At 70.3% G+C, this 12,811-nt stretch carries 10 protein-coding genes; 2 read left to right on the top strand and 8 right to left on the bottom strand.

The genetic code is table 11. From position 1 onward, the window contains the following. Positions 1–7: 7 nt before the first annotated feature. The 8 genes from KPL78_RS02875 to KPL78_RS02910 are packed head-to-tail and all read right to left on the bottom strand — an operon-like array spanning position 8 to position 10,169. On the bottom strand, positions 8–970 hold the full coding sequence (locus tag KPL78_RS02875; RefSeq protein WP_219761286.1) for a UDP-glucuronic acid decarboxylase family protein: 963 nt from the start codon (positions 968–970) through the stop codon (positions 8–10). A 1-nt stretch (position 971) separates the two neighbouring features. Then, a complete protein-coding gene (locus tag KPL78_RS02880) occupies positions 972–2,135 on the bottom strand; it encodes a glycosyltransferase family 4 protein (protein ID WP_219761288.1) in 1,164 nt (387 codons plus the stop codon). Further along, complete coding sequence (locus tag KPL78_RS02885; RefSeq protein ID WP_219761289.1) at positions 2,135–3,205, bottom strand: glycosyltransferase family 4 protein; 1,071 nt, start codon at positions 3,203–3,205, stop codon at positions 2,135–2,137. The genes KPL78_RS02880 and KPL78_RS02885 overlap by 1 nt, the downstream gene beginning before the upstream one ends. Then, positions 3,202–4,164: a glycosyltransferase family 2 protein gene (locus tag KPL78_RS02890; protein WP_219761291.1), complete on the bottom strand. Its 963-nt coding sequence runs from the start codon at positions 4,162–4,164 to the stop codon at positions 3,202–3,204. The genes KPL78_RS02885 and KPL78_RS02890 overlap by 4 nt, the downstream gene beginning before the upstream one ends. Further along, positions 4,161–5,201, bottom strand: a complete 1,041-nt coding sequence (locus KPL78_RS02895; RefSeq protein ID WP_219761293.1) for a glycosyltransferase family 2 protein — start codon at positions 5,199–5,201, stop codon at positions 4,161–4,163. Before KPL78_RS02895 ends, KPL78_RS02890 begins: the two co-directional genes overlap by 4 nt. Then, on the bottom strand, positions 5,198–6,682 hold the full coding sequence (locus KPL78_RS02900) for an O-antigen ligase family protein (protein ID WP_219761295.1): 1,485 nt from the start codon (positions 6,680–6,682) through the stop codon (positions 5,198–5,200). The genes KPL78_RS02895 and KPL78_RS02900 overlap by 4 nt, the downstream gene beginning before the upstream one ends. Further along, a complete protein-coding gene (locus KPL78_RS02905; RefSeq protein ID WP_219761297.1) occupies positions 6,679–8,829 on the bottom strand; it encodes a hypothetical protein in 2,151 nt (716 codons plus the stop codon). Before KPL78_RS02905 ends, KPL78_RS02900 begins: the two co-directional genes overlap by 4 nt. Beyond that, the gene (locus KPL78_RS02910) at positions 8,829–10,169 is read right to left on the bottom strand and encodes a lipopolysaccharide biosynthesis protein (RefSeq protein WP_219761298.1); all 1,341 of its coding nucleotides are present in this window, start codon (positions 10,167–10,169) and stop codon (positions 8,829–8,831) included. Before KPL78_RS02910 ends, KPL78_RS02905 begins: the two co-directional genes overlap by 1 nt. A 324-nt stretch (positions 10,170–10,493) precedes the next feature. On the opposite strand from KPL78_RS02910, the gene KPL78_RS02915 reads away from it, so the two are divergent. Then, on the top strand, positions 10,494–11,969 hold the full coding sequence (locus tag KPL78_RS02915) for an exopolysaccharide biosynthesis polyprenyl glycosylphosphotransferase (RefSeq protein ID WP_219761300.1): 1,476 nt from the start codon (positions 10,494–10,496) through the stop codon (positions 11,967–11,969). A 49-nt stretch (positions 11,970–12,018) separates the two neighbouring features. Next, a complete protein-coding gene (locus KPL78_RS02920; protein WP_219761302.1) occupies positions 12,019–12,726 on the top strand; it encodes a sugar phosphate nucleotidyltransferase in 708 nt (235 codons plus the stop codon). Positions 12,727–12,811 lie beyond the last annotated feature (85 nt).

Genomic DNA, 12,811 nt, shown 5'->3' on the forward strand with positions numbered 1-12,811 from the left:
CCCCCGGTCAGTCGGCCGTCGCCGGCTGCCGCAGCCTGGCGTCGAAATAGGCGACCGTCCGGCGCAGCCCGTCTTCCAGCGGCACCTTCGGCTCCCATCCCAGCAGGCGCTTCGCCAGGCTGATGTCCGGGCAGCGCCGGGTCGGATCGTCCTGCGGCAGGGGGCGCTTCTCCAGGCTCGCGCCCTCGCCGCACAGGGCGATGATGCGGTCGGCGAGTTCGCGCACCGTGATCTCGTGCGGATTGCCGAGGTTCACCGGCCCGGTCACCTCGTCCGGCGTGTCCATCAGCCGCATCAGCCCCTCGACCAGGTCGTCGACGAAGCAGAAGGACCGGGTCTGGGTGCCCTCGCCATAGATCGTGACCGGCTGGCCCTGCAGCGACTGGACGATGAAGTTCGACACCACGCGCCCGTCATTGGGGTGCATTCGCGGCCCATAGGTGTTGAAGATGCGCGCCACCTTGATGCGCACGTCATGCTGGCGCTTGTAGTCGAAGAACAGCGTCTCGGCGCAGCGCTTGCCTTCGTCGTAACAGGCGCGGGGGCCGAGCGGATTGACGCTGCCGCGGTAATCCTCGGTCTGCGGATGCACCTCGGGGTCGCCATAGACCTCGGAGGTCGAGGCCTGCAGCACCTTGGCCTTCACCCGCTTGGCGAGGCCCAGCATGTTCAGCGCGCCCGAGATCGAGGTCTTGGTCGTCTGCACCGGGTCGAACTGGTAATGCACCGGGGAGGCCGGGCAGGCCAGGTTGTAGATCTCGTCCACTTCCACGTAGAGCGGGAAGGTGACGTCGTGGCGCATCGCCTCGAACTGCGGATGGGACAGCAGATGGGCGATGTTGTCCCGGGTGCCGGTGAAATAGTTGTCGACGCAGAGCACCTGGTGCCCCTGCGCGAGCAGCCTTTCGCAAAGATGGGAGCCGATGAAGCCGGCCCCGCCCGTCACCAGCACACGCTTGCGCGAAATCATGTCAGCCCCTGTGCTCCCTGCGTTCCTCGATCATCGTCTCGATCGCGTCGTCCAGTCCGCCCACGAAAGTATCCCAGGTGAAGAGCCGGGCGCGCTCCAGCCCGGCTTCCCCCAGCCGCCGGGCGAGGGCGGGGTCCTGCGCCAGCTGCACCATGCGCTGGGCGAAGGCCGCGGCGTCGTCCGGGGCCAGAAAGCCCGTGACGCCATCGGCCACGCTTTCGCGCGGGCCGCCGCGATCGACGGCAATGACCGGCTTGGCGGCGGCCATGGCTTCGAGCGGCGTCAGCCCCCAATCCTCGTTGAAGGGGGTGAAGAGCAGCGCGGTGCAGCGGTCGTAGAGCGCCCGCATCTCGGCGTCGGTATTGCCGATGCGGAACTCCACGTCACCGATCTCCCGTCCCCGCGCCATCAGCTCCTCGGCGTGGGAACGGCTCTTTTCGTCCACCATGCCGGCGACCACAAGCCGCCATCCGGGCAGGGCCTGCTTCGCCAGGGCGAAGGCCTCCAGCCCCAGGCGGATGTTCTTGGTCCACATGATCCGGCCGGAGATCAGGAAATAGGGGTCGGAGCCGCTGCCCGGGGCAATCCGCGCGCCGTCGATGCCGGGGTAGAGGACCTGGACTTTCTCGGCTGGCCACAGCCCGCCGGCGGCGATGCGCTGGCGGATCGTGTCGCTGATGGCGACGGCGGCGGAATAATGCTTCCAGCAGGCGCGGTCGATGGCGCGGTAGCCGGCTTCGAGGCCCAGCGCGAAGGGCCGGCCCGCCGGCCCCACCCGATCGAGCAGGCGGGCGCGATAGGCGTCGTCATAGACCGCGCGGAGCGGCGTGAAGGTCAGCGCCAGCACCGGCTTGTCGTGGTTGCGCAGGGTCAGCAGGTCGCCGAGTCCGTCGCAGGAAATGACCAGGGCGTCGAATTCCGACGGGTCGAGCCGCGTCCGCACGATCTGCGCCGCGGCACCGAGCACCGGCAGGTAGGATCGCCGCACCGAGACACGCGGCAGTTCCACCACGCCCGTCGCGGCGAGTTCCGGGTAGGTGCCCTGCTGGTCGTAATGGCTGGTGTAGATCCGCACCTGGTGGCGGCTGCGCCGATGGATCTCGAGCAGCGTCCGCTCAAGGCCGGACTTCAGGTAGACCCAGGGGTGGTAGAGTGCGACGCGCATCAGGCTGCCATCCTCGCCGGGGTGCTTTCGCCCAGCACATCCTCGTAGAGCGCGACCAGGGCCTCGCCATGGCGCTCCCAGGTGAAGGCGCCGGCAAGCCGCATGTTCTCTGCCCCGGCGGCGGCCAGGGCCGCCGGGTCGTTCCACAGGCGCTCTATGGCAGCGATCATGTCCGCCTCATTGCCGGGAGCGTGGCGGTACCCCGCGAAGGCAAAGGTGTCGAGGGACGAGACCACGGCGCAGCCGGCCGCCATCGCCTCGGCCACCACAAGGCCGAAAGTCTCGGCATAGGTGGGGAACAGGAAGATCCGCGCCTGCGACAGGGATCGCCAGTAATTGTCACCCGCACGTCCTTCTTCCAGTTCGAGGTTGGGTGGCGCCGCCGCCTTCAGCGCGTCGAAATCCGGCGCCCAGCCGGAGGCGCGGAAGCGGATGTGCGGCAGGGCCCGCGCGGCGGCGACGACATGGTCGTAGCCCTTCCGGCGGTCGAGCCGGCCGGCGAACAGGACGAAGGGCTCGCGCTGCACGGCGGGCGGGATACCGCCCGATTCGAGGCCCGGATGGATCGTGACGCTGCGCGCCGGATCGGCGCCCATCCCGATGCCGGCCCGCAGGGAGGGTTCGGAGAGGAAGATGATCCGGTCGTAGCGGGCGCGGACGATCCGTTCCTCGAGCCACATGCGCGCGCGGCCCTGCAGCCCGGGCTTGAGCTTGAGCCAGCCCTCGCCGAACAGGCCGAGCATCTCGCACACGATCGGGCGCTTCGCGATGCGCGCGGCGGCGAGGGCGGGCAGGGCGGCATTGTAGTTGAAGGCATGCACCAGATCATGGCGTGCGGCCTCCCGTGCGATCGTGCCGATGGCCAGCGCCATGGCCTGGCGCGGCAGGCGCAGCCGGCGCGTCGGAACGCCCTCATGCTCGGTGATGGCGGGATCGCCGGTGGTCAGCACCTGCACGCCGATGCCCTGCGCCATCAGCGCGGTCGCGGTCCGCACGGCGATGCGTTCGCCGCCGCCGCGGAAATCGGGCGGGAAGACCTCATGCACGAGCAGGACGGAACGCGGCCTCACAGCACGATCGTCCCGGCTCGGATCGAGGAGCGCAGCAGCACCGCGGCGAGGATCGTCGCGCGCGGCAGCCCGAAGACCAGCCGCGCGACCAGGTGGATCGGGTTGGTCAGCCGGCCGCGGTCGAGGAAGCGCAGCGCGAGATAGGGCAGGGTCAGCAGCAGGAAGGCCGGATGCAGCAGCACGGCGAGGATCAGCCCCAGCGCGAAGAGATCGAAGGCCGCGGTCAGCCGCGACAGGAAATAGCCGAGGAAGAGGTCGCGGCGCATCGCCGGATAGGCGCGCACCAGGGCCGGCCAGTGGCGCATCGTCGTCGGTTCCATCAGCCAGCGGCGGAAGGTGACGGGGAAGACCTCGTGATGCACCAGCGCATCCGCGGCGAAGCCGGTGGGATAGCCGGCGAGATGCACGGCCCAGCCGAGGGCGGTGTCCTCCCCGTAGAATCGCTCGCGGAAATCGGCCGGGAAGCCACCCACGGCGCGGAAGACGGCGGCGTCGTAGAAGATGTTGCAGGTCTCGTAATAGGGTGTCGGGCCGGTGACGGTGACGGTCTTCTCCAGCAGGCGGCGCGGCTGGTCGGGCCGCGGCAGGGTACGGCCCTGGACCAGGGCGAGGCCGCCCTGGATCGCCCGCACCCCGGCGGCGATCCATCCCGGCGTGGCCGCGCAGTCATCGTCGATGAAGGCGAGGATCGCGCCCTGCGCATGCTCGGCGCCGAACTGGCGCGACGGGCCGGGCCCCGAGAAAGCGGTGCGGAAATAGGCGATGGGAACCGGGCTCGCGGCGGCGCATGCGGCGACCATCTCCGCCGTGCCGTCATCGGTGTGGTTGTGCACGACGATGACCTCGAAGCGATCCGCCGGCCAATCCTGCGCGATCAGCGAATCGAGCAGGCGGCGCAGCAGGTCGCGGCGGCGATGCGTCGGCACGATGACGCTGACGAAGGGCGGGGCGTCGGTCATCGCGCCGCCCGGTCGTCGGCGACATTGCCGACCACGATGCCCTCCACCGGCCGGCGGCGCAGGCCGCCGAGGCGCGTCGGCGGGAACCAGCGCGTCTCCATCAGGCGGAAGGCTTGGCCATGCGGCACGGTGCGGCGCGCCTGCACCGCGGCACGGGCGCGCAGCGTGTCGGGGAGATTCCGGAGGTTCCACACGAAGCCGCGCAGCCTGGTGCGCTTCGGGACGTGCAGCACGGCGTCGAGCAGCGCGTGGGCGGTCGCGACGGGAATCCACCAGGCCAGCGTGCCGGCGCTGAAGCATTTGAGGCCCATGCGCAGGCGGTTCTTGACGTGATGGAAGACGAAGTCGGCATGGCTGCGCCCGATATCGCTGCCGACATGGTGGATGGCCACCGCATCCGGCACCAGGCGGCAGCGCCAGCCTTCGAGGGCAAGGCGCAGGCAGAGATCCGGCTCCTCATAGGCGTAGAAGAACCGCGCGTCGAAACCGCCCGTCGCGCGCACCGGCTTCGTACGGGCGAGGATGGCCGAGCTGTTCAGCCACAGCGCGTCGCGCGGCGCATCGGCGGCGGAGACCGGCGACCCTTCCTCAAGATCCCAGGCGAGGCCGAGCGGCGAGAGCGCGCCGCCATAGCAGTTCAGCAGTGCCCGGTTGTGACCGAAGACGAGCGGTCCGGCGACCAGGGCCAGCTGCGGATCGGCCTCCATCGCCGTGACGGTGGCGCGCGTCCAGCCCGGGTCGAGTTCCACGTCGCTGTCCACGAAGGCGCAGTAGCCGTCCTCCGGCGCCCGGGCGAGACCGGCATTGCGCGCGATGGACGGTCCCTCGGGCGCCTTGCGGTGATAGTCAAGGCGGATCGGCAGCGTGGCGGCGAGCCCGGCCACGACCTCCGCGGTGTTGTCGGTGGAGGAATTGTCCACCACCAGCACGGCGATCGCCTCCTTCGGCCAGTCCTGCGCGGCGATGGCGCGGATCGTGCGCGGCAGGTCGGGGGCGCGGTTGAAGGTCGGGATGACGAAGAGGATCGGCGCTGTCATGGCAATCCGGGCCTTATCCGCGGTGCCGTCCCCAGCACCGCCGCGATCAGCGCGAGGGTGAAGAAGGACGGGTCCCACCAGAGGGAGAAGTCGATGGTCTGCTGCACCATCTGCACGATCATCCCGCAGGTGAGGCCGACGCAGACGCCGCGCGATCCGGCCTCGGTCAGCAGGGCGCCGCGGATACCGCGCAGGATGGTCGCGACGAGCAGGATGCAGAAGCCGAGGAAGCCGAGTGCGCCGGCCTCGGCCAGCATCAGCACATAGGCATTGTGGATCGGCGCCCCGGCGCGCACGCCGGCGAGTTGGGCGAAGCGAGTCACCTGGCGCAGTTCGTCCGCGATGACCCACCAGAGCTGCCCCATGCGTTCCGGAGATCCGCCGAAGCCGATGCCGAGCAGCGGGTTCTCGCTGAACACCAGCATGCCCGCGCGATTGTAGTCGGCGCGGAAGGTGATCGAGACGCCGAAATCACCGCGGAAGCGTTCGATGATGTCGCTCAGGAAGGGCAGCAGGGCGAGCGCGATGGCGAGCAGCGCCCAGATGCCGATGCCGATCAGCGCCTTCGGCGACAGGGCGCGCAGCCAGACGCCGGCCATTGCGACGCCGATCAGCGCGACCAGCAGAAGCAGCCCCGGCCCGCGCGACTTGGTCGCGACCATGCCGGCGATGGTAATGACCGTGATGACGAGCGCGAGCAGCCGAAGCGGGGCGTGGCGCGAGAAGACCGCAACCCCGAAGGCGCCCGGCGCGAGCATCAGCAGATAGGGCGCGATCATGTTGGGATGACCGAGCGTCCCGCGTGCGCGGTTGTCGATCTCCTCGGGCAATGCGTCGGGGCCGCCGGCGCCGACGATGGACAGCAGCGACTGGCCCGCCTTGAACACCACCTGGAGCGTGCCGAGCGTCGCCTGCAGCGTGATCGAGGCGGCGAGCGCGCCGACCAGCGTCAGCCACAGGGACCGCGTCATGTTCCGGTGCAGCCAGACCAGCAGCAACGTGAACTTCACGATCCGCACCGTATCGGCGGCGGCCAGGTCCATCCTCTCCGCCACCAGGGTCGACAGCAGCGCCGCGACGAGGAAGGGCAGCACCGGCGCGGCCGCGAATTCCCGCACCCTGGGCGGCGTGGTGTCGCGCCCCAGGGCGCGCTCCAGCACGCTCGTGGCGAAGAGGCAGAACAGCATCAGGTCGGCCGGGATCCAGTAGAGCCCCTCGCCGGGCATACCGCCGAAGATCCGGTCGAAGACGTCGAAATACTGCCGGTTGTAGGTGAGGGCGAGGACGTAGAAGGCGAGGAAGACCTCCTTCGGCCGTCCCGTCCACAGGATGACCGCGCCGATCATCCCGAGCCCGAGCAGGGCCGCGAGGCCCTTGGCGCCGAGCTGGGGCAGGGCGACCGCGAGGCTCGCCGCGAGGAACCCCCCGCCGAGAACCCCGGCGGTGCCGAGCCAGTGGCGCGGATGCGGCAGGATGGTCACGGCCGGCGCAGCCCCTCGAAGCGCAGCAGGGTGATGGAATGGGGCGGCACGCGGATCGCGGTGTCGGCCCCGGCCGGTCCCAGGGATTGGCGTTCGAGCCGGATCTCGCCCTCCGCTCCCTGCTGGAAGCGACCGCGCGAGCCGACACGCGCCTGGTCTCCCCAGCGCAGGCCGGGGATGCGCAGAACGTCGGTACCGGTATTGGCGTCGGGCGCGTCGCCGGTCAGCGTCTCGGCCGTCACCAAGGCGGCGCCGGCCGCGCCGCCCAGCGTGACGCGCGTCGCGATGGCGGCGGCGGGATGGCGGTTGATCAGCAGCACGGTGGCGACATCGCGTTCGGGCGACGCACTCGCCAGCACATCGAGATAGGGCGCGGCCGTCACCCGGTCGACGAAGCCGAGGGCGCGGCTCGCATAGGTCGCGACCTCGGTGCTTGCGGCGAGCAACCCGCTCTCCATGCCGCGCGCGACCATGCGGAAGGCCATGGCCGGCGCGGTCATCGCCCACTGGTTCCCGCGCCGCCCGATCCAGCCCATGAACAGGGATTCGTTGAGCTTGAAGAAGTTCGCCAGCTCGACCGAGGGATCCTCTGCGAAGACCCGCAGCGCCGAGGCGACGAAGAGCGCCGATCCCAGCGTCTTTACATGGTCGATGAACGGGGAGGCCGGGTCGATCGCGAAGAGCGGCCCCCATTCGGTGATGCCGATGCCGATGCGCCGGCCCGGCGCGAAGCGCGCGATCTCTGCCCGCGTATCGGCGAGGTTGCGTGCGATGAGCTGCGGGAAGGCCCACATCGCCGCATAGACGTCGAGCGGATCGGCCCCGCGCGCGTCGGGTACCAGCGGCGAATAGGCGTTGTGTACGGCGAGCAGGTCGATCTCGGACCCCGCGCGGCGCAGCACCACCTCGTTCCAGTTGTCGTGCGCGTTGAATCGGTAGCGGCCGAAATTACGCAGGCCGATCGCGGCGATACGAATGTTCGGATCGACGGCGCGCATCGCCCGGGCGAACTGCACGACGCGGTCGGCATAGCGATCGGGCGTCGTCGACCCGCCCGAGGCGTCGCCAGCCATGTAGAGCTCGTTGCCGATCTCCCACCATGTCACGCGGCCGTTGCGCGGGGCGCGGCCGCCCTCGCCATTCACGTAGCGCACCCAGTCGGCGGCCAGCTCGGGCGTGCCATGGCCGGCATTGACGGTGATCAGCAGCGAGCCGCCGATCTCCTGCGCGAAGGCGAGCGCCTCGTCGGTGCCGAAGACATGGCGGAAGCGCTCCTCCGCGCCGGGATGCGTCGGCGTGGTCGCGCGGGCCGATTGCGGGCCGATGCCGTTGCGCCAGTCATAGGCATCTGACCAGACGCCGCCGGGGAAGCGGACCAGGGTGATGCCCATGTCGCGCGCCATGGCGACGACATCGGGGTCGAGCCGGTTGCGCCGCGCATCCCACAGCCCGTTGGCGTCGCGGATCACCTCGATGTTCGTGCCGAACAGGTCGCGCGGGATGGACCTGCGGATCGTGGTGGTATCGACGCGCACGCGCGCCGCGATATCCGCCACCGCGGCACCGGGTGCCGTGGCGGCCCCCCGCGGTGCCGGCGGCGCGGCGGCCCCGGCGGCGACCGCGACATTGGCGAACAGCGCCGCGCCGGCCGTGCCCTCCGCCACCAGGAACAGCACCGCGCCTTCGATGGCGCTGTCGTCCGGGACGTCCAGGGTGTCGGACTGTGCCTGCAACGTGCCATCCGCGGTCACGTTGCGCAGGGTGACGGAGCCGGCCTCCCCGCCACGGCGCAGGATTGCCAGGCCGAGCACGGCCGAGGCACCCCCGCTCGCGCCGAGCGCGGCCGAGACCCGCAGCGTCCGCCCGCGCACCGCGGCCGCCGGCAGCAATTGCCCGACCCCGAGCGGCTTGGCGCTCGGCGTGTTGCGCGCATTGGGCGACAATTCCAGCACCTGTCCCGGCACGCCCGATGGCGCCGGCAGCAGGCGCAGGCGGCCCTTGGCCGCCGCTTCGTCATCAAGGAACCAGCCCGCGGGCGGCGCGGCGTCGCCGGCGAATCCCCCATTCTCCGGCATGCTCTGCGCCACGGCGGGCCGTGCGCCGGCGAGCAGCCCGAACAGCAGGAGGATCAACAGCCGGCGGATCATCAGGTCCCCTCTTTCCGAATGCCGCGCCCGATGGTGCGCCAGGCGAGAAGCAAGGCCCCGACCAGCGTCGGATCGACCCCGAGCGATCGCCGCACCACGATCGACAGCGCCACGGCCTGCGCCAGCAAGGTCGTCACCGTTGCGGCCGCGGCGCCCTCGGATCCGAAGGCTGGCACCAGGACCAGACACAGCACCATGTCCAGGATCACAGCCGCCAGCGCAACGATGATGAGCGCGCGGTTCCGTCCCGACAGGGCGAGCAGGCCGCCCGCCGCCCCGCAGGCGGCCACCGCGACCTGGCCGGCGAGCAGGATGGCGAAGGGCGCCCCCGCTGCCGCGAAATCACGGCCGAAGGCCGGCAGGAGCCAGGGCGAGGCGGCCGCCAGCACGCCCGCGACGCCGAGCGAAAGCACGAGCGTCAGCCCTGCCGCCAGGGCCGCGCTGCGCTGCAGACCCGCCCGATCCCCTGCCGCCGCCTGCCGCGCCAGTGCGGGGGCGAGCAGCGACAGCACGGAGGAGGTAGCGAGCATCACCGTCAGCGCCAGCCGCGATGCGACGCTGTAGATCCCGGCCGCCTCGGTGCCGAGCAGGGCGCTGATCATGATGGTGTCGAGCCGCTCGATCAGCGAGACCGAGAGCATCGCGAGCACGAAGGTCATGCCCGCGGCGATCCAGTGGTGCCGTTCCCCCTCGGTACGCGGCCCCGCCGGCGCCACCGGCAGTGCGTGGCCCGCGGCGCGTGCCGTGAGGAGTGCGGCAAGCAGCGCGGCCAGCGCGGTCAGCCACAGCGCAATCTCCGCCGTTGCGAAGCCCCACCACCGCGCGAGGAGCACGAAGGCCGCGATCATCGCCGTACGGAAAAGATTGAGCAGCAGGTCCGCCCGCATGGGCCGGGCGAGCGCCTGAAGGAGCCCTGCCGCGAGGGTGCCGAGCCCAAAGACGGGAATGATCGCCGCCGCGGCAACCGCGGCGTGCGCCTGGTCACGCAATGGCGGCAGCAGCAGGAAGACCAGCGCGAAGCCGAGCGCGACCGGGATCGACGTCAGCAGGGTCAGACGCCGCGCGGCAGACAGGAAGCCGCGCAGCGCCGCGTCTTGCCCGGCTGCGAGATAGACGGGCACGAAGCGCACCGCCGCCATCGGCATGCCGAAGCCCCCTGTGATGGAGAGCACCGTGGCCAGGGCGAGGAACGTTGCATAAGCGCCAAGACCCTCCGGACCGAGGCTGCGTGCCAGGATGATCTGCATGCCGAACCCCGCCACGACGAGCCCGCCCTTGAGCCCGAGGGCCATGGCAGCGCGTGTCAGCACCTGCCGGGTGCCCGGGTTTGGCCGATCCACGCATCCTGCTCCTGTTTCACATTGCGGCGTCGCATTTAGTATTGAGGCAGAATGTTTCGAGAGCATAGTTTGCCGGGGATCGGCCCTGCGCGGCCGTGGTGCCGGCAACGCGTCGGCAGCGGCAGCGCGAGGTTCGAACGTGGTCCGTGTGCATCAGAACGCTCGGCCGCGCGGGGAGACAGGACGGTTGGTGCGTTGCCTCTGCTGCCCGGATACGGCGGCGGCAAGGCGGCGCAGTTCCTATTACGTTGGAGCCGAGGCCTTGACCATTAAGGGCGTAACATCGACCCAGACGAAGGCGGCGGCGGCCGGCGTGACGCGGCCATGACCCGGGTCACCCTGGTGGAGGCTCCTTCCGGCGGTCGCGACGTCTCGCGGCCGCACGATGTGAAGCCGGCGCCGCCGGCGCGTCGTTCCACCGCGCTGATGGCGGGGATGATGCCGGCGGTCGATGCCGCTCTGCTGCTTGTCGCCGACCTTGTCGTCGGTCTCGGCCTCGGCGATGCCGACGGGCCGGATGTGGGGCGGCAACTCGCGGCCACCATCGTCGGGGCGGGGCTTTTCGTCGCCATGGCCGCACTGGCCGGGCAATACCGTGGCGAGGATCTCGACCGGCGGATCGCGGCGCTCGGGCCCCTTTCGGCGATCTGGGGGCTCGCGGTGATGCTGACGCTGACGATCGCCTTCCTCTGGGATGGCGGGGTTGCGGTGACGCGCGCCTGGGTGGTGGGCTGGTTCCTGGTCGGCGGCGGCGCGCTGGTCGCCTGGCGCCATGGCGCGGCGGCGGCGCTGCGGCGCTGGCGGGTCGAAGGCCGCCTCGCGGAACGCGTCCTCGTCGTCGGCGGCGGCCAGCACGTGCGGCGTCTGGTCGACCATCTGGCGGAGCCGCGGGCCGCGGGCCTGGTGGCGCTCCTTGGCATCTACAGCCTCGATGGCGCGGAGGCGCCGCATCCCGACGCGCAAGGCTGGTTCGAGGATTTGCTGCGCGATGCGCCAGGGCTTGGCGTCGATGCGGTGCTGATCGCGCTGCCCTGGTCGGAGCCGGAACGCATCGCCGAGGCCTGCATGCGGCTGCGCGAATTGCCGGTCGATGTGCGCCTCGCGCCTGACCTCGCGGGCTATGACCTGCCGACCGCGGCGCCGCACCGCATTGCCGGGCGTGTGGGCCTCGAAGTGTGGGGGCGGCCGCTGCGCGACTGGCGCGGCGTCGTCAAGCGGGCCGAGGATCTCGTCATCGGCAGCGCGCTGGTGCTGCTCTTTGCACCGGTCATGGCGCTTGCCGCCCTCGCCATCCGGCTCGACAGCCGGGGGCCGGTGCTGCTGCGCCAGCGGCGCTACGGCCTCGGCAACACGCCGATCTCGATCTTCAAGTTTCGCACCATGTACGCCGACAAATGCGACCTGTCCGGCCGCGTCGCGACCGTGCGCGGCGACCCGCGGGTGACGCGGGTGGGGCGCTTCCTGCGCCGCACCAGCCTCGACGAGCTGCCGCAGCTCTTCAACGTCGTGCTGGGGACGATGTCGCTGGTCGGGCCGCGTGCCCATCCGGTCGAGATGCAGGTCGGCGGGCGCTATTACCACGAGGTCGTCAGCCACTACGCCGCGCGCCACCGCATGAAGCCTGGCATCACGGGGCTCGCGCAGATCAACGGCTATCGGGGACTGGTCGATACGCTCGAGAAGGCGCAGCGCCGGCTTGACTACGACCTGCACTATGTCGAGCACTGGTCGCTCGCGATGGACATCCGGATCCTCTTCGCGACAGTCTTCCGCGGATTCACCAGCGACAGCGCATTCTGACGGGACGGAACGGCCGGCAGGCCGGCCTCACTACGAAGGAGCAACAACGATGAAGGTCGTCATCCTGGCGGGCGGTTCCGGCACCCGGGCCTATCCCTACACCGAGTATCTGCCCAAGCCGATGATGCCGGTGGGCGGCAAGCCAATCCTGGTGCGCGTGATGGAGATCTACGCGCGGCAGGGCGTCACGGAATTCGTCGTCTCGGTCGGCTACCGGAAGGAAATCATCCTCGACTATTTCGAAGGTCGCAGCTTCGGCTGGAAGGTCGACCTGGTGGACACCGGCGCGCAGACCGACACCGGCGGGCGGATCTGGGGGTGCCGGGACCTGGTCGGCGACACCTTCATGGCAACCTATGCCGACGGGCTATGCGACGTGGACCTGACGAAGCTGCTCGACTTCCACCACAAGCACGGCAAGCTCGCGACCATCACCTCGGTCCCGCTGCGCTCCCAGTATGGCACCATCGAAGCCGATGCCAGCGGCGTCATCCAGGACTTCAAGGAAAAGCCGGTGATGCGCGACCACTGGATCAACGCCGGCTACTTCGTCATGGATAAGCGCATCTTCGACCACTGGCAGGGCGAGAACCTGGAGCGCGACGTATTCCCGAACCTGCTGCCGGGCCGTCACCTTGCGACCTATCGCCATGACGGCTTCTTCAAGTCGATGGACACCTACAAGGACCAGCAGGAGATCGAGGCCATGTACAGCGCCGGCCAGACCCCCTGGATGCGCGCGGCCCAGGCGGCCTGATCGACCGGGCGGCGCGGGCGGTACGGCCCGCGCCGACCACAGGACGGGCCGGGGCGTGAACCGGCCTTGCGGACACACAGGACAG

It is taken from the genome of Roseomonas alba (assembly GCF_019430885.1).
In the GTDB taxonomy this organism is placed as follows: Bacteria; Pseudomonadota; Alphaproteobacteria; order Acetobacterales; family Acetobacteraceae; genus Neoroseomonas; species Neoroseomonas alba.

What these genes read in the sequence shown, in the direction of transcription:
- KPL78_RS02880 (WP_219761288.1), bottom strand. Translation starts at nt 2,135, where the DNA reads ATGCGCGTCGCACTCTACCACCCCTGGGTCTACCTGAAGTCCGGCCTT.
- KPL78_RS02890 (WP_219761291.1), bottom strand. Translation starts at nt 4,164, where the DNA reads ATGACCGACGCCCCGCCCTTCGTCAGCGTCATCGTGCCGACGCATCGC.
- KPL78_RS02875 (WP_219761286.1), bottom strand. Translation starts at nt 970, where the DNA reads ATGATTTCGCGCAAGCGTGTGCTGGTGACGGGCGGGGCCGGCTTCATC.
- KPL78_RS02905 (WP_219761297.1), bottom strand. Translation starts at nt 8,829, where the DNA reads ATGATCCGCCGGCTGTTGATCCTCCTGCTGTTCGGGCTGCTCGCCGGC.
- KPL78_RS02915 (WP_219761300.1), top strand. Translation starts at nt 10,494, where the DNA reads ATGACCCGGGTCACCCTGGTGGAGGCTCCTTCCGGCGGTCGCGACGTC.
- KPL78_RS02895 (WP_219761293.1), bottom strand. Translation starts at nt 5,201, where the DNA reads ATGACAGCGCCGATCCTCTTCGTCATCCCGACCTTCAACCGCGCCCCC.
- KPL78_RS02920 (WP_219761302.1), top strand. Translation starts at nt 12,019, where the DNA reads ATGAAGGTCGTCATCCTGGCGGGCGGTTCCGGCACCCGGGCCTATCCC.